The organism is Ureibacillus terrenus, assembly GCF_006569205.1.
In the GTDB taxonomy this organism is placed as follows: Bacteria; Bacillota; Bacilli; order Bacillales_A; family Planococcaceae; genus Ureibacillus; species Ureibacillus terrenus.
The window spans coordinates 344,362-367,360 of sequence record NZ_VIGD01000001.1 but is presented as its reverse complement, the minus strand read 5'-3'; the positions used below and the strand labels follow the sequence as shown (position 1 = coordinate 367,360).

The window sequence follows — 22,999 nt, the reverse complement described above, 5'->3', positions numbered from 1 at the left end:
GGGATTGGGATGAAACACCCGCTATTAGAAGTTGAAAACCTCTCCGTTTCATATCAAATGGAAAATAAACGGGTTCAGGTGGTAAGGGATCTCAGTTTTTCGATTGACAGGGGGGAAACATTGGCGATTGTGGGGGAATCGGGTTCCGGGAAAACGGCGACCGCTTTGTCCATCATCGGGCTGTTGCCGGATAACGGAAAAATCGACAAGGGAAAAATTTATTTTGATGGAAAACAATTGGCCGGACAAACAGAAAAAGAGTGGGTAGAGATCCGAGGGAAGAAAATTGCGATGATCATGCAAGATCCGATGAGCGCATTAAATCCGGTTTTGACGATTGGACGGCAAATGGAAGAAGTGTTTTTACTGAGAAGAAAAGAGAAAGTTAACAAAAAAAGGATTCGTCAGGAGTGCTTGTCTCTATTGGGCCTTGTCGGCGTGACAGAACCGGAGCTTAGACTGAATCAATATCCCCACGAACTGAGCGGAGGCATTCTGCAAAGGATCACGATTGCCATCGCTCTGGCGGGCAAACCGGATTTGCTTATTGCGGATGAACCGACAACGGCGCTGGACGGCATCATCAAAAAACAGATTTTATCATTGCTGGCCGACCTTCAAAAACAACTGAATTTATCCATTTTGCTAATTACCCATGACTTGGCCGAAACTGCCACACTGGCTGATAAAGTACTGGTCCTGTATGCCGGAAAGGCGGTGGAATACGGGAAGGCGGACCTTGTGCTGAAAGAACCGCAGCATCCATATACAAAATCATTATTGAAAGCGGTTCCGACCATGGATTTGGATAAAAACATCCCCTTGTTCGCTTTGAAAGGCCAGCCTCCGAAACCCGGCCATCTTCCTCCTGGCTGCGCCTTTCATCCGAGATGTCCCATTGCTGAGGAAAAATGCAAAAAGGATGATGCATTGAATGGTTTGAAGGAACCCGGTCCATATGGCCGGTATGTCTCTTGTATCCGTCCGAAGGAAGAAAGGAAGAAACTGCTTTCTGCAATAAAATTGAAGCCGGAAAGAAGCAGCAAAATCACAAATATTTTTTCGGGAGAGAATGGGGCGCCCATATTAGAAATTCATGATTTGAAAAAGCACTTTAAAGCGGGCAATTTCCTTTCAAGAAAAGTGATAAAAGCGGTGGATGGAATCAGCTTTACCGTAAACAGCGGACAAATTACCGCCATCGTGGGGGAAAGCGGCAGCGGTAAATCCACTTTGTGGAAAACCATTGTCGGTCTTCATCAAGCAACAGGAGGAGAAGTTTATTATTTGGGGAAAAAGTTAAAAACGATGAAAGACAAACGCGCATTCTATCAACAAGTAGGGTTCGTTTTTCAAAATGCAAGCGCCAGTTTTAATCCCCGGATGACCGTCGGCGAATCCATCCTGGAGCCGTTGCGTGCGGCAAAATGGAATCCTAAGGAACGGAATGGGCGTTTGGAAAGATTGTTTGAATTGGTCGGCCTGCCAATGGAAAAAAGGAACGCATATCCCAACGAGCTGAGCGGCGGTCAACAACAGAGGGCGGCGATTGCCCGCGCCCTTTCCGTCAATCCGAAAATCATGATCTTGGATGAGCCGGTTTCATCATTGGATGTGTCGATACAAGCGCAAATCATCAATTTATTAAAAGAATTGCAAGAAAAATTGCAAATAAGCATGCTTTTTATTTCCCATGATTTGCCGCTCGTCCGCTATTTTGCCGACCAGGTGCTTGTCATGCATCATGGAAAACTGGTGGAACGGGCAAAATGCGAAGAATTATTTGCCCATCCAACACATCCTTATTCCGAAAAATTAATCCGCGCATTCCTGCCTTCCGAGGAAAAAAATAAAACGGTACATCTCCTTTGCCATTCCAGCCATTCTGAAATGTCCGGGAAGTCGTTACAAAATCGTGAACGAACGCTTCCGTCAAAGGTCTGAAATTGAAAATAAATGACGATTTTTCGTATTTCATGCATTTCGATTCATGTTATATTTAAATAAGAAAAAGGTATGTAATGAAATGTTTTTTAAGGAGATGTTAAAATGTTACATCAGCTTTCATGGAAAGTCGGCGGGCAACAAGGGGAAGGTATTGAAAGCACAGGCGAAATTTTTGCGATGGCCATGAACCGTTTGGGTTACTACCTCTATGGCTATCGGCATTTCTCCTCGCGCATTAAAGGAGGACATACAAACAATAAAATCACTGTGCGTCCAACGCCTGTCCGCGCCATAGCGGATGATTTGGATATTTTGGTGGCGTTCGACCAGGAAACGATTGAAGTCAATTACAAGGAATTGACGGAAGATAGCATCATTTTGGCCGACAGCAAATTTGAACCGGTCAATCCGGAAGATTCCAAAGCTCCCCTATTTGCTGTTCCATTTACGGAAATCGCTTCCGAGCTCGGCACTTCATTAATGAAAAACATGGTAGCGATTGGTTCAACCGCTGCTTTATTGAACTTGCCGATTGAAAATTTCCAGGAAGTCGTGGATGAAATTTTTGGCCGCAAAGGGGAAGAAGTGGTCAAAAAGAATATGGAAGCGATTCGGCGGGGCTATGAAGCCACTTGTGAACTCATTGGCGATAAAGTTGGAAAATGGGAATTGGAGCCCGCGGACGGCAAACGCCGCCTCTTCATGATTGGCAATGATGCGGTCGCGTTGGGTGCGATTGCCGCCGGAGCGCGATTTATGGCAGCCTATCCAATTACGCCAGCTTCTGAAATTATGGAATATTTGATTAAAAAGCTTCCGAAGTTTGGTGGTACGGTCATCCAAACGGAAGACGAAATTTCCGCCTGCACAATGGCAATCGGCGCCAACTATGGCGGTGTCCGAGCCTTCACAGCTTCAGCGGGGCCGGGCTTATCCTTGATGATGGAATCCATCGGTCTATCCGGCATGACGGAACAGCCGCTTGTCATCGTGGATACACAGCGGGGCGGTCCATCAACGGGGCTTCCAACAAAACAGGAACAATCCGATTTGATGGCAATGCTTTACGGCACACATGGGGAAATTCCAAAAGTGGTGATTGCGCCTTCCACAATTGAAGAAGCCTTTTACGATACAATCCAGGCATTCAACATAGCGGAAGAATTGCAATTGCCTGTCATTGTCATGACGGACTTGCAATTGGCTCTAGGCAAGCAGACTGCAGAGCCTTTCGATTATTCAAAAATTGAAATCCGCCGGGGAAAATTGAATCTCGGGGAATTGCCTGAAAAAGATCCGAAAGAAGATTTCAAACGGTTCGAAGTGACGGAAGACGGCATTTCTCCTCGCGTTTTGCCGGGGCAACTCCACGGCATTCATAAAGTGACGGGAAATGAACACGATGAGACAGGAAAACCTGCGGAAGCGCCATTAAACCGCAAAGCCCAAATGGACAAGCGTTTGCGCAAATTGAATTATGTGAAATTCAAAGATCCGGTTTATGTGGATGCTCCGCATGAAGAAGCGGATGTATTAATCGTCGGCTTTAATTCCACAAGGGGTGCCATTGAAGAAATACGGCCGCAATTGGATGGAGAGGGAATCAAAACAAACCATGTGCATGTGCGCTTGATCCATCCATTCCCTGCAAATGAATTAAGACCTTTTGTCGACCGTGCGAAAAAAATCATCGTTGTGGAAAACAACGCGACAGGGCAATTGGCTAATATTTTAAAAATGAATATCGGAGCTCACGATAAAATATACAGCATCACAAAATATGACGGCACTCCATTCCTGCCCCGTGAGCTAAAAACTCGTGTAAAGGAGTTGCTTGACTGATGGCAACATTCAAAGATTTTCGCAACAACGTAAAACCGAACTGGTGCCCAGGATGCGGAGACTTCTCCGTTCAGGCCGCCATTCAGAGGGCGGCTGCCAATGTGGGCATCGAACCGCATGAGTTGGCAATCGTTTCAGGCATCGGCTGTTCAGGACGCATCAGCGGATATATCAATGCCTATGGATTCCATGGTACACACGGACGCGCATTGCCAATCGCCCAAGGATTAAAAATCGCCAACCGCAATTTGAACGTCATTGCAACCGGAGGCGACGGCGACGGTTATGCAATAGGCATGGCCCATACCGTTCATGCCATCCGCCGGAATATTGATATCACTTATATTGTCATGGATAACCAAATTTACGGCTTGACAAAAGGGCAAACTTCGCCGCGTTCAGCATACGGCTTCGTGACAAAATCGACACCATACGGCTCCAAAGAGACTTCCATCAAGCCGGTCGAACTCGCATTATCCGCAGGGGCGACTTTTGTGGCCCAAGGATTCTCATCTGATATCAAAGAATTGACTGCGATTATCGAAGCGGGAATCCAACATAAAGGATTCGCTTTCATCAACGTCTTCAGCCCTTGCGTCACATACAATAAAATCAATACGTATGAATGGTTTAAAGAACACTTGACAAAATTAAGCGATATTGAGGGCTATGATCCTCGAAACAGGGATCTTGCGATGCAAACAGTGATGGAAAAAGACGGGCTTGTGACTGGAATCGTATATCAGGATCCTGAATCTGTGCCATATGAAGAACGGATTGAAGGTTTCTCTGAAAAACCGCTTGTGGAAGCGGATTTGACAATCAGCGAAACACAATTTAACGAGCTGGTGAAAGAATTTATGTGATATAAGGAAATGAATGGTGATTATATTTTGGTAAAATAAAGCAAAGGCAATTGCAAGTACCATCCGACGGAAGTGCTGCATTCCGGCAGTTCTTTTGTTGATGGTACTTCATTATTTTTATGGCATGAACAAAATTTCCTAGGAAATTCTTTTTGCATGAATCAACCGATTTTTTTTATTTTCATTTGAAATTCTTTTTCTAAAAGCTAAAAAAAGGGTAATATGGATGATAGCAAGAACGGAAATTGAATAAAATTCGGTAAAGAAATCGAGGTCTTTCCATTGGACAATATCATTGATTTCATTTCCTTAAAAAAGAAAAAACAAGAGGAACAAATGTTGAAGCTGTTCCGCAAAGCAAATTCTTTTCAAAATCGCGAACAAATTGATAAGCTTGTAGATGATAAAAAACTGACAGTAGAAGACCATAAAAACTTTCTCGCTTTCTTGGGGTTTTTAAATGAAAAAGGCATTGAACCGACCGGGCTCTTCAAATCGGTATTGAAAATGTCAAAACATCGCTTCGAACAGCAATATGCGGTGAATTGGCATGCCGTTGTCGAATATTGCATGATTTTCTTAGCGATTTTAAAAGAAAAGGATCAGCGACAATATGACCTTTTTTTATCGGAACGATAAATATGTCAAAAAGTGCATATTGTATGATTCTTATTGTCCTGGCGATCAAGTTTTCGTTATAATATTAAAATGGGATTCCTCTTTGAATCCAGGAGAAAGGAGTTATTCATAATCAATGAACGAAGAACAACGTTTAGCGAATAATCAGGCGGTCCAGCCAAAGCCGCAAAAAACCGAAAAAGATTACAGCAAATATTTTGAACGGGTCATTACCGCTCCTTCTTTAAAAGAAGCGAAAAAACGCGGGAAAGAAGAAGTGAAATATTATAAAGATTTCACCATTCCGGAAGAACTTGAAGGAATGGGGAAAGGGCGCAAATTTTATATTCGCACATATGGTTGCCAAATGAATGAACACGATTCTGAAGTAATGGCCGGCATCTTTATGCAGCTCGGTTATGAACCGACGGAAACGGTCGAAGATGCGGATGTCGTGCTTTTAAATACATGTGCCATTCGGGAAAATGCGGAGAATAAAGTGTTTGGCGAACTCGGGTTGCTTGCAAAATATAAACGCGAAAAGCCAGACATGCTTCTTGGCGTATGCGGATGCATGTCCCAGGAAGAATCCGTTGTCAATAAAATTTTGACACAATATCAACATGTCGACATGGTGTTTGGCACCCATAACATACACCGCTTGCCATATCTCTTAAAAGATGCGTACATGTCCAAAGAAATGGTCATAGAAGTTTGGTCAAAAGAGGGGGACGTGATTGAAAACCTTCCGAAGGCCCGTCATGGCTCCATCAAAGCGTTTGTGAACATTATGTACGGCTGCGATAAATTCTGCACATACTGCATCGTTCCATATACGCGCGGAAAAGAGCGCAGCCGCAGACCGGAAGAGATTATCCGGGAAGTAAGGGAACTTGCGGCCAAAGGCTATAAAGAAGTAATGCTTCTTGGCCAGAACGTAAATGCATACGGAAAAGATTTCACGGATATCGACTATCGCCTCGGCGATTTATTGGATGAACTGCGCAAAATTGATATTCCGCGCATCCGTTTTACAACGAGCCACCCTCGCGACTTTGACGATCATTTAATCGAAGTCCTTGCAAAAGGCGGAAACTTGGTGGAACACATTCATTTGCCGGTTCAATCCGGATCCAATGAAATTTTAAAAATCATGGCCCGCAAATATACGCGCGAGCAGTTCTTGGAGCTCGTCCGGAAAATTAAAGCGGCCATTCCGAATGTGGCATTGACAACGGACATCATCGTCGGTTATCCGAATGAAACGGAAGAACAGTTCCAGGAAACACTTGATTTATATCGTGAAGTGGGCTTTGAATCCGCCTTCACATACATCTATTCGCCGCGCGAAGGAACACCGGCGGCAAAAATGAAAGACAACGTGCCATTGGAAGTGAAAAAAGACCGTTTATATCGCCTAAACCAGCTGGTGGAAGAATTTTCTCGGGAGGCGTTGAAAAAATACGAAAACCAAATTGTCGAAGTGCTTGTTGAAGGGGAAAGCAAAAAGCGCAGCGATGTATTGGCCGGCTACACGAGAAGAAATAAACTTGTGAACTTTGTAGGGCCAAAAGAATTGATTGGCCAATTGGTAAAAGTAAAAATTACGAAAGCGAGCTCATACTCTTTGCGCGGTGAATTTGTGGAAGTAGTAAAACGAGATGAGGTGGAAGTATAATGGCAACCAAACTTTATACAAGAGATGAAATTGTGGAAAAAGCGAAAGAAATTGCCCATATGATCGCCCAAACGGAAGAAGTGGAATTTTTCAAAAAAGCCGAAGCGCAAATCAATGAAAACCAATTTGTCCGTGAAAAAATCGCCAGTTTAAGATCGCTCCAGAAGCAAGCGGTGAACTTCCAACATTTAGGTAAAGAAAAAGCGTTAAAACTGGTTGAGAAAAAAATTGAAGAGATTGAAAAAGAGATCGATGAAATTCCGGTTGTCCAACAATTTAAACAATCCCAGCTGGAAGTTAATGAATTGCTGCAGCTGGTTTCCAATGCCATTGCAACGACGGTCACTAACGATATTATTGAATCAACCGGAGGCAATCTGTTGACGGGCGAAACCGGTTCAAAAGTCAAAAATTCAAGCCCCGGAAGCTGCTCTTGATGAAAGCTACGAGGAAAATCAGGCAATGATTTTCCAGTAGCTTTTTCTTTTCGTTCATAACATTTTACAGGAAATGAAGCCCTCATTTCCGTTTCCTTTGGGGGATAAAAAATTGCCGCAAACCGTAACACTTTTTCGGCTCCTTTAATACTATATGTTTGTTAGGCGAATGCACTATTGAAAACTGGGAGATTCACCGGCCGGCATTGACAAATTTCGTTGAAAACAAAATTGATATTTCACCAATTGGGCATTAGCCGCATACAATAGTGCGACGAGATGTAAAGGAGGAAAAAGTGTGAAACGTTTGCGTCAAATCGTGACAAAAGCGGTGATCGCAAAGGGGAAAAAACGTACGGAATCCAGTGAAATGCTTCGTCCGCCGAACACGCCGACAAGCATTCTGGGATGCTGGGTGATCAACCATCACTATTCCGCGAAAAAAGTCGGAAAATATGTAGAGGTTTCCGGCAAATTCGATGTAAACGTATGGTATGCTTACAATAACCATTCCAAAACGGCTGTTTACACTGAAACGATTCCATATAAAGACAGAATCAAATTGCATTACCGCGATGAAGAGATTATCAATGATTCAAATGAAGTGCACGTGAAAGTGCTGCAGCAGCCGAACTGCATCGAAGCGATCATCAATCAAAGAGGCGACTGCTTCAACATCGTCATCGAACGCGAATTTTTGGTTGAAGTGATTGGTGAAACAAAAGTTGTCGTTTCTGTACATCCGATTGAATTTGAAGAAGAATGGAATTTCGACGATGACGATGATGAAGATGAATCATCCAGCTCATCATCCTCTTCAAGCTTATCAGAAGAATTCGATTATAAAAATAAAAAATCCGCCGACGACTCCTCTTCATTTCAATAATCTTCACTGAGAGCACCATCAAAGGACCAAAAGGATGGTGCTCTAATGTTTAGAAAAAGCTTCCGTTCACGGTTATCGCAATAATTTTTGCCGTGTTATAATACTTTTTAGAGAATTTTAAGCGGGGGAAAACCATGACTACATATACACCAATGATGCAACAATATTTGGCAATAAAAGCGGAATATGAAGACGCCTTTCTCTTTTTCCGGTTAGGCGATTTTTATGAAATGTTTTTTGATGATGCCATTAAAGCGTCGCAAATACTGGAAATTACATTGACAGGACGTGATGCGGGTGGTGATGAACGGGTGCCGATGTGCGGCGTTCCGTATCACTCCGCCCAAAGCTATATTGAAACCTTGGTATCCAAAGGGTATAAAGTGGCGATTTGCGAGCAGGTGGAAGACCCGAAGCAGGCGAAAGGCGTTGTCAAGCGCGAAGTGATTCAGGTCATCACCCCTGGGACGCTGGTGGAAGGAAAAACGATCGATAATAAATCCAATATTTTCATCGGCTGTGCCGAACGGTTATCCGAACAGGAGTTTGCTTTTGCTTATTTGGATGTTTCCACGGGGGAAGCAAACTCCTTCCTGATTGAGGGCGGCACGAAGGGGCTCTTCCAGCAGCTGCAAGCGTACAATATCCGGGAGCTCGTGGTGACGGAGGAGTTAAAACTGCTTCTTCAGGATCAGGCGGCCAATCTGGGCATCGTGTTGTCCATTGAAAATGAGGAAATGGGTGAGGAGAAAGCAGGCAAATATTTAATTCATTTGCCAAAAAAATGTTATGGCGCTGCGAAATATTTGCTGCAATACATTGAGCGGACGCAAATGCGTTCCTTATCCCATATCCAGCCTTTTACATATACCGAAGCGAAGCAATATTTGCAAATCGATGCCAATTCCAAACGTAATTTGGAATTGCTGCAATCCATCCGGGGCAAAGACCAGAAAGGGACGCTATTATGGATTTTGGATGAAACGGTTACGGCGATGGGCGGAAGAAAACTCAAGCAGTGGCTTCATCAGCCTCTCGCAAACCGGACCTTGATTGAAGAAAGATTGGATATTGTGACGGATTTAATCGACGATTTTTTCTTGCGGGACGAGTTGCGGGAGTTGTTAAAACAGGTTTACGATTTGGAGCGCCTTGCAGGCCGGGTTGCTTTTGGCAACGCGGGAGGAAGGGACTTGGCGCAGCTGCGCGAATCATTGAGACAAGTTCCTGCCATTAAAGAAAAACTCATTGAAAGCAATAAAGAAACACTGGTGACGCTTGCGAACAAAATGGATGCATGCGAAGATATCGAACAATTGCTTTCCAAGGCCATCACCGACCAGCCTCCCGTGGCCATCAAAGACGGGGACGTCATCCGGGAAGGATACAGCAAGGAACTGGATGAATTGCGTTATATCGCTCGGAACGGAAAAGATTGGATTGCCCAGCTGGAACAAAAAGAGCGTGAACGGACAGGCATAAAAAATTTGAAAATCGGCTTCAACCGCGTTTTCGGCTATTATATTGAAGTGACAAAATCCAATCTTTCCAATGTGGATTATAACCGATATCATCGGAAGCAGACCCTTGCCAATGCAGAGCGTTTCATTACGGAAGAACTGAAAGAAAAAGAAACGCAAATTCTTCACGCGGAGGAGCAAAGTTTGGCCCTTGAATATGAACTGTTTGTGGAATTAAGGGAACAATTGAAGGCCTATATTCCACGCGTGCAGCAGCTTGCTTCGCTGATCAGCGAATTGGACGTGTACTTAAGCTTTGCGGCAGTATCCGAAAAATATCATTTCACAAGGCCGAAATTCCATGATGGAAAAGGCATCAAAATCATCGCCGGAAGACATCCGGTCGTCGAAAAAATGTTGAATAAACAAGGGTATGTACCGAATGATTGCGTATTGACGGAAGAGAAAAATATGATGCTCATTACCGGGCCGAACATGTCTGGGAAAAGTACTTATATGCGGCAAGTGGCGCTCATTGTCATCATGGCGCAAATGGGCTGCTACGTACCTTGCGACGAAGCGGAATTGCCGATTACCGACCAAATTTTCACCCGGATTGGAGCAGCGGACGATTTGGCATCCGGACAATCCACGTTCATGGTGGAAATGCTTGAAAGCCAGAACGCCATTACCAATGCGACGGAAAGAAGTTTGTTATTGTTCGACGAAATTGGACGGGGCACATCCACATACGATGGTATGGCCCTTGCCCAGGCGATGATGGAATATATCCATGACCATATCGGAGCGAACACCCTTTTCTCCACCCATTACCATGAACTGACGGCATTGGAAGAAGAGCTCGGACGCCTGCAGAATGTCCATGTGAGCGCAATAGAGAAAAATGGCAATGTGGTGTTCCTGCATAAAGTTAAAAAAGGCGCGGCGGACAAGAGCTACGGTGTCCATGTCGCGAAACTGGCCGACATGCCGCAGGAAATCATCGACAGGGCGCAAAGGCTGCTCGAACAATTCGAATCCCAGCAATTGGACCATCCGATGCCCCGGAAGAAGGAAGAAGCTCTTCAGCTTTCTTTGTTTGAAGAAGAACCGAAACCGGAGAAAAATGAGCTGGAATCAAATGAAAAAGAAGTTCTGGAACGGTTGCAAAGCGCCGATATCGTTTCGATGACGCCGATCGAAGCCATGAATCTATTATATCGATTGCAGCAATCGTTAAAAAAATAGGGAGGGATACCGATGGGCAAAATCCGGATCATGGATGAATGGCTGTCCAATAAAATCGCGGCTGGAGAAGTGGTGGAAAGGCCGGCATCCGTTGTGAAAGAGCTTGTGGAAAATGCCATAGACGCCGGAAGCACCTCCATTGAAGTTTTTCTTGAAGAAGCCGGGCTTTCCTCCATCCAGGTGATCGACAACGGAAGCGGCATGGATGAAACCGATGCCCAATTATGCTTTTCACGCCACGCGACATCGAAAATATCCAAGGAACAGGATTTATTCCGCATCCGCACCCTGGGATTCCGCGGGGAAGCTTTGGCGTCCATCGCCGCGGTCTCCAAACTGAAACTGGTGACTTCCGACGGGGAATCGGGCATTGAATTGGAGCTGGAAGGAGGAACCATTGTTTCCAAAAAGCCCGGCCCCCTCAGAAAAGGGACGGAAATTACCGTTTCCCAATTGTTTTACAATACACCGGCAAGGCTGAAGTATTTAAAAACCATCCAAACGGAACTTGGGCATTCCATCGATTTAATGAACCGCCTCGCCCTTGGTTATCCAAATATTTCCTTCAAACTTGTCCATAACGGAAGCACCATCCTTCAAACGAATGGCAGGGGGAACGTCCAACAAGTGCTGGCCGCCATTTATGGGGTGCAGAATGCGAAAAAAATGATTCCTTTCCGCGGCGAAACAAAAGATTATACAATCCATGGCTATGCGACGCTGCCGGAAGTGACGAGGGCATCGAAAAACTACATTTCCATTTTTGTCAATGGACGATGGGTAAAACATTATGTCATCCAAAAAACCATCATTGATGCATACCATACTTTTCTGCCCATCGAGCGGTATCCCATCGTGGTCTTGTACATTGAAGGCGACCCTTATTTGACGGACGTCAATGTGCATCCCGCAAAACTGCAAATCCGTCTCAGCAAAGAGGAAGATTTGCTGCCGCTGATTGAAAACACCATCCGAAATGCCATCAGGGAGCACATGAATGTTCCATTGGCCCAGAAAAAAGAAAAGAAGGCGCGGCCATACAGCGAACAGATGAATATTTGGAAGCAGCCGTCCATCGATGGAACCAAATTCCATTCCATCGTGGAGCGCTTGACCGGAGAAGCGTCCGTCGTAAATGAAAGCACCGCGGCAGAGATGAAAGGGGATCCCGCTACAGAGGTACAAACAGAGGAATGGACATACCAAAAAGACGAAGATGCCAAGGATAATGGGGATGAAGAAATAAAGGATATGGCAGCCAAAAATGGATTGGATGAGCCTCTAACTTCGGAAGGGCGGATTGATCAACAGAAGAAGGAGCCCTTCCCTGACCTCGAAGTGGTCGGCCAAATACACGGCACATATATCGTGGCACAAATGGAAGACGGGTTTTATTTAATCGATCAGCATGCCGCCCAGGAACGGATCAAATATGAATATTTTAAAGAAAAAGTGGGGGAAGTGGATCCGAATGAGCGGCAATCGCTGCTTTTGCCGTTAACGTTCCATTACTCCCAGGATGAAGCATATATTTTAAAAGAAAACCGGAAGGCGCTCGAAGAAGTGGGGGTTTTTCTTGAAGATTTCGGCCCGTCTTCATTTGTCGTAAGGGAGCATCCGACATGGTTTCCAAAAGGATTCGAACAGGAAATCATCGAAGAATTAATTGAGCAAGTTTTGAAAACGAGAAAAACCGATGTGAAAAAACTGAGGGAAGAAGCCGCCATCATGATGAGCTGCAAGCGTTCCATCAAAGCGAACCAGTATTTGACAAAAGAGCAGATGGAAGCGCTCATTGGGGACCTGCGCAAAGCGGAAAACCCGTTTACATGCCCCCATGGCCGCCCCGTGATGATTCATTTCTCTTCTTACGAAATCGAAAAAATGTTTAAAAGGGTCATGTAAGAGGAAGAGGCATACTTGGAAAAGGGGAGATCGGATGTTTTCATATAAAGAACGCCCAGAAATGTTGCGTCTATTGAACAACTATTCTTTTGATGTGCTGGTGATTGGCGGCGGCATTACGGGCGCGGGGATTGCCCTCGACGCCGCCTCAAGGGGCCTTTCCGTGGCACTGGTGGATATGCAGGATTTTGCAGCGGGCACTTCCAGCCGTTCGACGAAATTGATCCACGGAGGTCTCCGCTATTTAAAACAACTGGAATTCCGCCTTGTTTCGGAAGTGGGGCGGGAGCGGGAAATCGTTTATGAAAACAGCATCCATGTCACAACTCCCGAAAGAATGCTCCTTCCCATTTACAAAGATGGCCCGTTAGGGAAATGTTCCACTTCCATCGGATTAAGAATCTATGATTCATTGGCCAACGTCCGCAAATCTGAACGGCGTCAAATGCTTTCAAAAAAAGATGCCCTTGAACTCGTCCCGTTTTTGAAAGAGGACGGTTTGCTCGGCGCAGGCTACTATGTGGAATATAAAACGGATGATGCGAGACTGGTCCTTGAAGTGATCAAGAAAGCTGTGGAATATAAAGCCATTTGCTTGAATTATGCCCGAGTAACGGATTTTGTATATGAAAATAATCGCATTGTTGCCGCGAAAGTTCGCGATGAAATTTCCGGGGAAACAATAACAATTCATGCCGCTCAAATTGTGAATGCCGCAGGTCCTTGGGTTGACGAAGTGTTAAAGAAAGACGTCCACAATGATAGAAAAAGAAAAGCTTTGAAATTGACAAAGGGCGTTCATATCGTGTTTGATCAGGCGGTTCTACCTTTGCGGCAAGCCATCTATTTTGATGTGGACGATGGCCGTATGGTCTTTGCCATTCCAAGAAATAACAAAGTTTATGTCGGCACAACCGATACCTTTTATGAAGGGGACCCGATCCGGCCGGTTGCGGACAAAGAGGATATCCAATATTTATTAAATTCCCTTCGTGCAATCTTTCCGGTTCTTTCTCTTCATGAACATGATGTGGAATCCTCCTGGGCCGGGATTCGTCCTCTAATATATGAAAAAGAATCACAGCCTTCCGCGATATCCAGGAAAGATGAAATCTGGACTTCCCGAAGCGGCCTCATGACCATTGCCGGAGGGAAACTGACCGGATACCGGAAAATGGCCGAAAAAATTGTGGATCAAATTGTAAAAAAACATCGATTCCGGCATGCCACGGGATGCAAAACGAAAAAATTATCTTTATCAGGCGCGGAAGGACTGCGCTCCTCCAATTTCGAGGATTTTATAAATCGAAAGGCTTTGGAGGGGACAAAGGCGGGGTTAACTTTTGAGGAAGTAAAACGGCTCGCCAAAATGTATGGAACCAATGTGGACCGGGTTTTGGCTTACCTGGATTCGGAAGAATTGCCCGATTCCCTTCCGAAATCGTTGTACGCCCAGCTCCTTTATAGCATTGATTATGAAATGGCATACACGCCGGCCGATTTCTTCATCCGCAGGACCGGCCTCATGTTTTTTGACATCCCGCAAGTGGAGAAAACAAAAGAGGCAGTGATCGATATAATGGGCAAAAGGATTGGCTATTCTGAAGATGAAAGATTGTTTTATACCATGCAATTAAACCAGTTTATTCAAGATGCGAAGGGTGATTTTATTGAAAGTGGCGCGATGGTTTGAGATGAGCGACGGACAAAAAATCTATACAAGGATTTATGAACAGGAAAATCCGATAGGGGACTTTTATATCCTTCATGGGATGGGGGAGCATGGAGGGAGATATGATGACTTCGCCAACTTCCTCCATCTGGAAGGATACCGGGTAATCGTACCCGACCATCGCGGCCACGGAAAAACGGGGGAAGTGAGCGGAAAGCTTGGCTATTTTTGCGATGATGACGGCTTTGAACGGGTCGTGGAAGATGTCTATGAGATTGTCAATCAAACGATGAACAAAGAGGCCCCCCGCATAATCTTTGGCCATAGCATGGGCTCTTTTTTGGCAAGAAGATTCATTCAACTTCATTCCAGCCTGGTCCATCAATGCATTTTGTGCGGAACCGGCGCGACGACCGCTTTGCATTATATCGGCAACCTGCTCGCCAAATCCCTTATACGAATGCAGGGTAAAGAAATGGAAAGCAAATGGATGAATGAGTTGGCTTTCTCAAGTTTCAACAAACAATTTGAAAACCCGAAGACCCCTTTTGATTGGCTGACTAGTGATGGCCAGGCGGTGGAGAGCTATATCAATGATCCATATTGCGGATTTGTTCCGACCCATCAATTTTTTAAAGATTTGACCGACGGGCTCTTGCTGATCAGCCGCAAAGAGGAAAATAAAAAAATCCGCAAAGATTTGCCTGTTCTTTTGATCAGCGGTGCTGCCGATCCGGTTGGAAATAATGGAAAAGGCGTGTTTCAGGTGGCGGAACAATTGACGGAGGCTGGCCTGGAGCATGTCGCGGTTCATCTTTTTGAGGGCATGCGCCATGAAATATTGAATGAACGAAGCAAAGAGTTAGTATATAAAGTAATAAAACGGTGGTTAAAGAAATGGAACGACAAAAGCTGATTGATGTGGTCGCCATCGTTGGTCCGACCGCTTCAGGAAAAACCGCGCTCAGCATCAAAATGGCCAAAGCCTTTGACGGCGAAATCATCAATGGGGACTCGATGCAAGTCTATAAAGGGCTTGATATCGGAACCGCCAAAATCCGTCCGGAAGAGATGGAAGGGATTCCCCACCATTTATTGAGCTTTAAAGAACCTGATGAAAGTTTTTCCGTAGCGGAATATCAACGGCTGGCGAGACAAAAAATAAAAGAGATCCATAGCAGAAGGAAGTTGCCGATCATTGTCGGCGGCACAGGTTTGTATATTCAGGCGGTATTATACGATTTTCAATTTACCGGAGAAAAGGCCGACAAAGAAGCCCGAAAAAAATATTATGAAGAGCTCGCGAAAATCGGACCGGAAGCCATGCACAAAAAACTTGCCGCGCTCGATCCGGAAACGGCGAAAAAAATTCATCCGAACAACACCCGACGCGTCATCCGGGCATTGGAGCTGATCGAGCTTCATGGGGTTTCCCGGCAATCGGAAGAATTGAACCGCGGAAACATACCGCTATACAATCATTTCATCATCGGCATGAACATTGACCGCGAAGAATTGTATCGGCGCATCAATGAACGGGTAGACTTGATGATGGAGCAGGGCTTGCTTGAGGAAGTCCGAAGTTTATGGAAAAAAAATATCCGGAATGTCCAATCCGTCCAAGCGATTGGTTACAAAGAGCTGTATGACTATTTGGATGGAAAAATTTCTTTGGAGGAGGCGGTGGAGCAAATCAAACAAAATTCCCGCCGGTACGCAAAAAGGCAAATGACTTATTTCCGAAACAAAATGGATGTCCAATGGATAGGAAATGATTGGGAAAGTATTATAAAAATGTCTAAATTTTTTTATAATAAAGAAGGAAATTAGGATCAACCTATCGAATATTTTACATTAGAGAAAAAAATAGATGAGGTGTGCGGTGTGAAATCAATAAATTTACAAGATACTTTTTTAAACAATTTGCGCAAAAGCAATACTTTCGTAACGGTCTTTTTATTAAATGGTTTCCAATTGAAAGGAACAGTCAAGTCCTATGATAATTTTACGGTGTTAATCGAATCGGAAGGCAAACAGCATTTAATTTATAAACATGCCATTTCAACGTTTTCGCCATCCAAAAATGTTTCGATTCAACCAGAAGAATAATTTCCAAAGAAATCGGCGGTTTTCTGCTCGCCGATTTTTATTTTGTCAATTATAATAAAGAGAATCAGATTAGAATAATTTGGAGGGTTTTAAATGAAAACGATGACAACAGAAGAATTAATCAATCTATTGGATGCCAATGAAGATTTAAATATCATCGATGTACGCGAAGATTTCGAAGTGGCAAACGGCATGATCCCCGGCGCCGTACATATTCCTCTCGGAGAACTTCCTGAACGTTTGGAGGAATTGGATCCTTCGAAAGAATACATCATTGTTTGCCGTTCAGGAAACCGAAGCGGAAAAGCATGCCAGTTTCTAGAATCCCAAGGCTTTAATGCCGTCAATCTTGAAGGCGGAATGGAAGCCTACGATGGGGAATTGGAATTTAAATAATGGATGAGGTGGAGTTCCTGCAAGGACTCCTCTTTTTATTTGCTGCCGGGACGGATGATGGAAATATTATGTTATTATGGTTGACTCCACTTGATGAATTGATAAGATGGTAAAGGATGAGCAAAAAGCGAGATTTAACAGACAGGAGCAGGAAACATGTTCATATCAAGTTTAAAACCGGAAATGATAGAATTGGCAAAAAAAATTGAAGAAAAAATTAAACCATATCATGAAAGAATAGAGGAAACCGCCTTTTTTAACCAACAGAAAGTGCTGGCCGCTTTCCGGAAACATCAAGTAAGCGACTTTCATCTCAATCCTTCAACGGGTTACGGCTATGATGACCATGGACGGGACACATTGGAAAAAGTATATGCCGAAGTGTTTGGAGCCGAAAGCGCCCTTGTGCGAAGCCAAATTATCTCGGGGACGCATGCCATCACCATCAGCTTATTTGGCGTGCTGCGGCCAGGAGATGAACTGATTTATATTACCGGCAAGCCTTACGACACTCTGCAATCCATCGTGGATGGGGGAAAAAAGGATACCGGTTCATTGAAAGATTTCGGCATCAAGTATCGCCACATCGATCTCCTGGATGACAGGGAAATTGATTGGGAAGGCGTCCGGGAGGCAATCAACGAAAATACAAAAATGATCGCCATCCAGCGTTCGAAAGGCTATGCGACAAGACCTTCCTTTACGATTGAGCAAATTCGCGCGATGTGCGAAAAAGTGAGGGAAATCAAACGGGACGTTGTCATCTTTGTCGATAACTGCTACGGCGAATTTGTGGAACGCCTTGAGCCGACTGAAGTGGGGGCGGATTTAATGGCAGGATCCCTCATCAAAAACCCTGGGGGAGGACTGGCAAAAACGGGCGGTTATATTGCCGGAAGGGCGGATTTAGTGGAAAAATGCGCCTACCGGATGACAAGCCCCGGCATCGGTGCGGAAGCCGGGGCAACACTCAATACCCTGATCGATTTTTACCAAGGATTTTTCCTGGCGCCACACGTGGTGGTGCAAAGCTTAAAAGGTGCCATCTTTACGGCCGCCATTCTGGAAGAGGTCGGCATGAAAACGGCTCCCCATTATTCCGACTACCGCACCGATTTGATCCAATCCGTCTCATTCCAGACGGCGGAGCAAATGATCGCATTTTGCCAGGAAATCCAGGCGGCTTCCCCGATTAATGCCCACTTTGCGCCGGTGCCATCCTACATGCCGGGTTATGAGGACGATGTCATCATGGCCGCGGGAACATTTGTCCAAGGGTCAAGCATCGAACTGTCGGCGGACGGCCCGATCCGTCCTCCATATACGGCGTATGTTCAGGGGGGCTTGACATATGAGCATGTCAAATATGCGGTATTGAGCGCCGTCCAAAAATTGGGGGAGATTCATGATCACGCTTGAATCCATCAAAAAATACGGCGACTATATCGCGGTCGAAGCGGACGGCCCCCTCCGCGCGTTCAGTTCGGCCATGCACAACGCGGGCTGCGGCAGCTACCGGTATTTTATCAATCGCACCGTCGATAAAACGTACTTCCCTCCGGACCCCCGCGAGGAAATGAAACGGTTTCTTGAGGACCGGGGATTCCCTCCGAAGGATACCGTGGCCATGATGACGGCCGTTGATATGAAATATGCCCTTTGCCGATTTTTTGAAGAAGGGGATACTTCGATCTTATTGCTGGTTACCGCAGGACTGGGGAATGCGGTGGACGTCACCCGGTCCCACGCATATTTTTATAAACCCGTCAATGGAACAATCAATATTTTCATTTTCATTAACGGCGTTTTGACGGATGAAGCCTTGATTCAAGGGTTGTGCTGCGCGGTCGAAACAAAGGTGAAAGTGCTTTCGGAGCTGTCGATTAAGGATCCGAACTCGGGAACCGTCGCAACAGGCACCTCGACAGACAGCATTTGCATCGCATCCACCCAAAAAGGGGAATTTCATGAATACGGAGGCTCGATTACAAAATTGGGGTCGTTCCTGGGAAAAGCCTTATATGAAACCTTGACAGACGCGGTAATGCAATATCTTGATTTTACGAAAGGAAAATCATCGCCATGACCATCATTACAGTGATTATTGGGCAAGTGCTGGACGCGATCATCGGGGACCCTCCGAAAATGCCCCATCCTGTCCGGTGGATTGGCTCGTTTATCCATTTTCTTTCCAAACATTTGAATAAAGGATCCCGCCGGACGTTAAAAGGGATGCTGACGGGCGTAATCGTCGTATTTTCTGTCGCCCTCATCACTTTTTCCATCGTGAAACTTGCCTATCAAATTCATTTCGTTGCAGGTTTTATTGTCGAAAGCGCATTGATCGGGATTGGCCTTGCCCAAAAAAGTTTGAAGGATGCGGCGATGGAAGTATACGATGCACTGGCCGGAGGTAATCTTGAGGAAGCCAGAAAAAAATTATCGTGGATTGTCGGGCGCGATACGGAACATTTGGATGAACCGGAAGTGGTGCGCGGTGTGGTGGAAACGGTGTCCGAAAACACGAGCGACGGAGTGACGGCACCGTTATTTTACGCCTGTCTTTTTGGAGCCACCGGTTTGTGGACGTATAAAGCCATTAATACATTGGATTCAATGATCGGCTACAAGAACGAAACCTATAAGGATTTTGGAAAATTCAGCGCCAGACTGGATGATGCGGCAAATTTTCTCCCGAGCAGAATTACAGGACTGATTATCCTTTTATTTACAAAAAATAAAACAAACCGTCCATTTGCCGAACGGCTGCGCTTATGGCTGGAAGACGCCAAAAAACATCCAAGTCCCAATAGCGGATATTTGGAAGCGGCGACAAGCTATCAACTTGGAATCAGATTGGGAGGGTACAACTCCTATCAAGGAATTCCATCTTTTCGCGCATATATGGGGAAAGCGGATGTTCCATTGGAAGCGGAGCATATAAAAGACGCCATCCGCCAGATGTTCGCCGCTTCCGCATTGTTTACCATCATCATGGGGGGTGTCATCGTTGGAATTTCCTTCGCATGGAGCCAATTATAAGTCCCTCTACGAACGTTTTCGGATTCCGATGCCGGAAGAGGTGTATGATTTAAGCGAGAATGTCAATGCGTTCGGATTCCCGCCAAGAATTAAAGAAGCATGGCCGGATTTGCTGCATCACATTGCCGCTTATCCCCATCCGGAAGCGGAGCCTTTCAGGACCTTGCTGGCAGCGAAACTGAACGTTGCAAAAGAACAGGTTCTCATCGGCAACGGTGCCGCTGAACTGTTGACGTTTTTTGCAGGAAGATTTTCCAACCGGCAGGCCATCATCGTTCATCCGACTTTTTCGGAATACAGGTCGACGCTTGAAGCGCAAGGCGCCAAAATGATTGAACTGATGGCGGAAGAAATCGCGACATACAAGCTCCCTCTGGAACAGATCAAAGAGCACATGAAAGACGCGGCTTGCCTCTACTTATGCAATCCGAACAATCCGACGGGCTCCCTGATTCCGAAAGAAACCATCGAAGAATTGCTGATTCATGGAGAAAAGGTGGAGTGTGAATTATTGGTTGATGAAGCTTTTATGGATTGGACCGATGAGTCGGAATCGGTGATCCCCCTCGTTGAACAATATCCCCGTTTGACGGTGATGCGGTCGATGACGAAAATGTACGGCATCGCCGGCATCCGATTAGGATATTTGGTGGGGAGAAAGGAGCTTGTGGAGGAATTGCAGCGCCGTCTTCCCCACTGGCATGTCAATGGATTGGCGATCAAAATCGGCCAATTGTGCCTTGAAGACGAAACTTTCCGCAACGAAAGCATTGAACGGCATCAAAAGATCAAACGAAATCTCGAACATTATTTGCTGGAAAGAAATTGCAAAATGACGGACAGCGTGACGAACTTTTTATGTTTTCAGCTGCAAGAACAGGAAAAGACGAGGGATTTTTATTTTTATTGCCTAAAGAAAGGTGTCGTGCTGAGACATACGGAAAATTTTAGGGGCATGGACGGCAGGTGGCTCAGGATCGGAATGAAGGGGGAAGATGCCATGAAAAAATTTCAACAGGTAATGGATGAATGGTATGGAAAATAGATTGGAGCTTTATTTCGTGCGACACGGCGAAACGGAATGGAACCGGGAAGGGCGCTTGCAAGGCTGGCTCGATTCGGAATTGACGCCCAGGGGCATCGGACAAGTCAAGCAATTAAAAGAGCATTTGAAAGATGTTCAATTTGATTGCGCATTTTCAAGCCCTTCTACAAGGGCCTATGACACTGCCTATCTATTGGTAGGCCATTACTTGCCGATTAAGAGAGATCCCAGACTTTTGGAAATCCATCTTGGCACTTGGCAAGGGAAGCGGATTGCAGAACTGGAAAAAGGGGATCTTAGATACCGGGATTACATCCATAATCCGGAAAGATACCTTCCTGATACGGGGGAAAGCTTTCAACAAGTCATTTCCAGAATGGTTGATTTTATGAAGAGTTGCCAACGGAATTTTCCGACAGGGAAAATTCTCGCCGTATCCCATGGTGTCGCCATTCGCGCGGCCATTTTATCCATCCTGGAACTGCCGGTGTCTAATATCTGGGATTTCCATATTGACGGGGCCAGCGTCACAAAAATGGTCATAGCAGATCATCAATGGTCGATAGAGTATATCGGGAAAACTTTTTCGGTTGAATAGACAACTCCGCCAAACAATATATTGAACTAAATAAGAAAAACGGAGTTGTTGGAATGTACGGCTATCATTTGCAACTCGTAATGAAACATTTTGCGCTTATGTGGCTGCTTTCGGGCGTTGGTTTTGCAATGGGATTGTTTTTGCCGCACGCCTTTCTCCTTTCGGTTTCCATCATAAATGTCATTTTGCTCGGCATCATTCTTTTTGTTCGGAAGGTGCAGATGGGCAGCGTCATATTATATCTGGTGCCATTGTTTACGGGCGCGATGTTCTATTGGCTGGTGCATTTCTTTATTGAGGCGGTCGGGGCGGCGTTTGTGTTTGCGGTTTTCGTTGGTACTGCCGTTTTATTCATTTTATTGGCATTGTTTGTGTTGAAGATGCCGAGGGATTTTTTTCCCTGGGGGGCATATCTTGCCGCCTCATTATTGGTTCTGGTCCTGTTTTCCTTCATTTTCTTTTTCATCCCGATAAACCATATGATATATTTCATTATTGCCGCCCTTTTTGTGTCCGTTTTTGTTCTCTTTACCGTGTATGACTTCAATTTGATCCTGGGTTATTATATAAAAGAGCACGAAGTTGTCCAAACCGCATTCAGTTTGTATTTGGGATTGTTGATTTATTTGCTGGAATTTCTTTATCGATTAAAAAAATAACAGAATTTGAAAAACTGTGGAGACGGAAGGCCGTTCCACAGTTTTTTTCATGGAAAATGCAAGCAAATTCATGAAAAAATCGCTGAATTTTCCCATGTAAGGTTTTCTGACATGACATTGACAAACAATATGCCGGATAGTAAAATGTTCATCATTAGGGAGGAGTGACATGGTACAGCACAAGAAACGAACGAGCGAAATCCGGAGATCCATGCCGTTGTTGCCGATTGGGACCGTCATTCAGCTGACGGATTTGACCGCGCGGCAAATCCGTTATTATGAAGAACAGGGATTGATTTGTCCGCACCGTACGGAAGGCAACCAACGGATGTTTTCGTTGAACGATGTTGATTTGCTTTTGGAAATCAAAGATCTGCTTGAACAAGGTTTAAACATAGCTGGAATAAAAAAAGTATTTGAAATGAAAAATGAAATTAATGGGCAAAGAAAGTCGGAAAAGGAGCTTTTCGATGAACAGATCCGCAGCATTTTGCGGGAGGAAATGAAGATGGCACAATCCCATCTGAAAAAACCAAAACTTAGATATGCGGACGTGATTCGATATTATCAATGATATTTTAAATTTTTGTA

21 protein-coding genes are annotated in these 22,999 nt (G+C 45.0%); all 21 read left to right on the top strand.

Translation table 11 applies throughout. The annotated features are described in order from the left end of the window. The first annotated feature begins 9 nt into the window (after positions 1–9). On the top strand, positions 10–1,944 hold the full coding sequence (locus FKZ59_RS01885; RefSeq protein WP_141601036.1) for a dipeptide ABC transporter ATP-binding protein: 1,935 nt from the start codon (positions 10–12) through the stop codon (positions 1,942–1,944). 105 nt (positions 1,945–2,049) lie between these two features. Then, complete coding sequence (locus FKZ59_RS01880; RefSeq protein WP_141601035.1) at positions 2,050–3,789, top strand: 2-oxoacid:acceptor oxidoreductase subunit alpha; 1,740 nt, start codon at positions 2,050–2,052, stop codon at positions 3,787–3,789. Further along, on the top strand, positions 3,789–4,655 hold the full coding sequence (locus tag FKZ59_RS01875) for a 2-oxoacid:ferredoxin oxidoreductase subunit beta (RefSeq protein ID WP_141601034.1): 867 nt from the start codon (positions 3,789–3,791) through the stop codon (positions 4,653–4,655). The genes FKZ59_RS01880 and FKZ59_RS01875 overlap by 1 nt, the downstream gene beginning before the upstream one ends. A 282-nt stretch (positions 4,656–4,937) precedes the next feature. Beyond that, entirely contained in the window at positions 4,938–5,294 is a 357-nt protein-coding gene (locus FKZ59_RS01870; protein WP_141601033.1) for a hypothetical protein, read from the top strand. Positions 5,295–5,409: 115 nt separating this feature from the next. After that, positions 5,410–6,951, top strand: coding sequence for a tRNA (N6-isopentenyl adenosine(37)-C2)-methylthiotransferase MiaB (miaB, locus tag FKZ59_RS01865; RefSeq protein WP_141601032.1), 1,542 nt, complete (start codon positions 5,410–5,412; stop codon positions 6,949–6,951). Continuing rightward, entirely contained in the window at positions 6,951–7,388 is a 438-nt protein-coding gene (locus FKZ59_RS01860) for a RicAFT regulatory complex protein RicA family protein (protein WP_141601031.1), read from the top strand. The genes miaB and FKZ59_RS01860 overlap by 1 nt, the downstream gene beginning before the upstream one ends. A 298-nt stretch (positions 7,389–7,686) precedes the next feature. After that, complete coding sequence (gene cotE / locus FKZ59_RS01855) at positions 7,687–8,274, top strand: outer spore coat protein CotE (protein WP_141601030.1); 588 nt, start codon at positions 7,687–7,689, stop codon at positions 8,272–8,274. A 134-nt stretch (positions 8,275–8,408) separates the two neighbouring features. Next, a complete protein-coding gene (gene mutS / locus FKZ59_RS01850) occupies positions 8,409–10,982 on the top strand; it encodes a DNA mismatch repair protein MutS (RefSeq protein WP_141601029.1) in 2,574 nt (857 codons plus the stop codon). A 12-nt stretch (positions 10,983–10,994) separates the two neighbouring features. Beyond that, the gene (gene mutL / locus FKZ59_RS01845; protein ID WP_141601028.1) at positions 10,995–12,887 is read left to right on the top strand and encodes a DNA mismatch repair endonuclease MutL; all 1,893 of its coding nucleotides are present in this window, start codon (positions 10,995–10,997) and stop codon (positions 12,885–12,887) included. Between the two features lie 34 nt (positions 12,888–12,921). Next, on the top strand, positions 12,922–14,580 hold the full coding sequence (locus FKZ59_RS01840) for a glycerol-3-phosphate dehydrogenase/oxidase (RefSeq protein WP_141601027.1): 1,659 nt from the start codon (positions 12,922–12,924) through the stop codon (positions 14,578–14,580). After that, complete coding sequence (locus FKZ59_RS01835; RefSeq protein WP_246045777.1) at positions 14,564–15,475, top strand: alpha/beta fold hydrolase; 912 nt, start codon at positions 14,564–14,566, stop codon at positions 15,473–15,475. Before FKZ59_RS01840 ends, FKZ59_RS01835 begins: the two co-directional genes overlap by 17 nt. Further along, entirely contained in the window at positions 15,457–16,389 is a 933-nt protein-coding gene (miaA, locus tag FKZ59_RS01830; RefSeq protein ID WP_141601026.1) for a tRNA (adenosine(37)-N6)-dimethylallyltransferase MiaA, read from the top strand. The genes FKZ59_RS01835 and miaA overlap by 19 nt, the downstream gene beginning before the upstream one ends. A gap of 54 nt (positions 16,390–16,443) precedes the next feature. Beyond that, positions 16,444–16,668, top strand: coding sequence for an RNA chaperone Hfq (gene hfq / locus FKZ59_RS01825; protein ID WP_141601025.1), 225 nt, complete (start codon positions 16,444–16,446; stop codon positions 16,666–16,668). A gap of 93 nt (positions 16,669–16,761) precedes the next feature. Then, positions 16,762–17,064: a rhodanese-like domain-containing protein gene (locus FKZ59_RS01820; protein ID WP_141601024.1), complete on the top strand. Its 303-nt coding sequence runs from the start codon at positions 16,762–16,764 to the stop codon at positions 17,062–17,064. A 156-nt stretch (positions 17,065–17,220) separates the two neighbouring features. Continuing rightward, positions 17,221–18,483 carry a methionine gamma-lyase family protein gene (locus FKZ59_RS01815; RefSeq protein WP_141601023.1) on the top strand — a complete coding sequence of 421 codons (1,263 nt, stop codon included), beginning with the start codon at positions 17,221–17,223 and terminating at the stop codon, positions 18,481–18,483. Beyond that, the gene (locus FKZ59_RS01810) at positions 18,470–19,150 is read left to right on the top strand and encodes an adenosylcobinamide amidohydrolase (RefSeq protein WP_141601022.1); all 681 of its coding nucleotides are present in this window, start codon (positions 18,470–18,472) and stop codon (positions 19,148–19,150) included. The genes FKZ59_RS01815 and FKZ59_RS01810 overlap by 14 nt, the downstream gene beginning before the upstream one ends. Next, positions 19,147–20,106: an adenosylcobinamide-phosphate synthase CbiB gene (cbiB, locus tag FKZ59_RS01805; RefSeq protein WP_141601021.1), complete on the top strand. Its 960-nt coding sequence runs from the start codon at positions 19,147–19,149 to the stop codon at positions 20,104–20,106. Before FKZ59_RS01810 ends, cbiB begins: the two co-directional genes overlap by 4 nt. Next, the gene (locus FKZ59_RS01800; protein WP_141601020.1) at positions 20,075–21,151 is read left to right on the top strand and encodes a pyridoxal phosphate-dependent aminotransferase; all 1,077 of its coding nucleotides are present in this window, start codon (positions 20,075–20,077) and stop codon (positions 21,149–21,151) included. The genes cbiB and FKZ59_RS01800 overlap by 32 nt, the downstream gene beginning before the upstream one ends. Beyond that, on the top strand, positions 21,141–21,749 hold the full coding sequence (locus FKZ59_RS01795) for a histidine phosphatase family protein (RefSeq protein WP_181733131.1): 609 nt from the start codon (positions 21,141–21,143) through the stop codon (positions 21,747–21,749). The genes FKZ59_RS01800 and FKZ59_RS01795 overlap by 11 nt, the downstream gene beginning before the upstream one ends. Before the next feature lie 53 nt (positions 21,750–21,802). Then, positions 21,803–22,408 (top strand): Bax inhibitor-1 family protein, encoded by a 606-nt coding sequence (locus FKZ59_RS01790; RefSeq protein WP_141601018.1) that lies wholly within the window; start codon positions 21,803–21,805, stop codon positions 22,406–22,408. A 169-nt stretch (positions 22,409–22,577) separates the two neighbouring features. Then, entirely contained in the window at positions 22,578–22,982 is a 405-nt protein-coding gene (locus tag FKZ59_RS01785; protein WP_141601017.1) for a MerR family transcriptional regulator, read from the top strand. The last annotated feature ends 17 nt before the right edge of the window (positions 22,983–22,999 follow it).

What these genes read in the sequence shown, in the direction of transcription:
- FKZ59_RS01810 (WP_141601022.1), top strand. Translation starts at nt 18,470, where the DNA reads ATGATCACGCTTGAATCCATCAAAAAATACGGCGACTATATCGCGGTC.
- FKZ59_RS01815 (WP_141601023.1), top strand. Translation starts at nt 17,221, where the DNA reads ATGTTCATATCAAGTTTAAAACCGGAAATGATAGAATTGGCAAAAAAA.
- mutS (WP_141601029.1), top strand. Translation starts at nt 8,409, where the DNA reads ATGACTACATATACACCAATGATGCAACAATATTTGGCAATAAAAGCG.
- FKZ59_RS01795 (WP_181733131.1), top strand. Translation starts at nt 21,141, where the DNA reads ATGGAAAATAGATTGGAGCTTTATTTCGTGCGACACGGCGAAACGGAA.
- FKZ59_RS01790 (WP_141601018.1), top strand. Translation starts at nt 21,803, where the DNA reads ATGTACGGCTATCATTTGCAACTCGTAATGAAACATTTTGCGCTTATG.
- cbiB (WP_141601021.1), top strand. Translation starts at nt 19,147, where the DNA reads ATGACCATCATTACAGTGATTATTGGGCAAGTGCTGGACGCGATCATC.
- FKZ59_RS01880 (WP_141601035.1), top strand. Translation starts at nt 2,050, where the DNA reads ATGTTACATCAGCTTTCATGGAAAGTCGGCGGGCAACAAGGGGAAGGT.
- mutL (WP_141601028.1), top strand. Translation starts at nt 10,995, where the DNA reads ATGGGCAAAATCCGGATCATGGATGAATGGCTGTCCAATAAAATCGCG.
- FKZ59_RS01875 (WP_141601034.1), top strand. Translation starts at nt 3,789, where the DNA reads ATGGCAACATTCAAAGATTTTCGCAACAACGTAAAACCGAACTGGTGC.
- FKZ59_RS01820 (WP_141601024.1), top strand. Translation starts at nt 16,762, where the DNA reads ATGAAAACGATGACAACAGAAGAATTAATCAATCTATTGGATGCCAAT.
- FKZ59_RS01860 (WP_141601031.1), top strand. Translation starts at nt 6,951, where the DNA reads ATGGCAACCAAACTTTATACAAGAGATGAAATTGTGGAAAAAGCGAAA.
- miaA (WP_141601026.1), top strand. Translation starts at nt 15,457, where the DNA reads ATGGAACGACAAAAGCTGATTGATGTGGTCGCCATCGTTGGTCCGACC.
- FKZ59_RS01785 (WP_141601017.1), top strand. Translation starts at nt 22,578, where the DNA reads ATGGTACAGCACAAGAAACGAACGAGCGAAATCCGGAGATCCATGCCG.
- FKZ59_RS01840 (WP_141601027.1), top strand. Translation starts at nt 12,922, where the DNA reads ATGTTTTCATATAAAGAACGCCCAGAAATGTTGCGTCTATTGAACAAC.
- FKZ59_RS01885 (WP_141601036.1), top strand. Translation starts at nt 10, where the DNA reads ATGAAACACCCGCTATTAGAAGTTGAAAACCTCTCCGTTTCATATCAA.
- miaB (WP_141601032.1), top strand. Translation starts at nt 5,410, where the DNA reads ATGAACGAAGAACAACGTTTAGCGAATAATCAGGCGGTCCAGCCAAAG.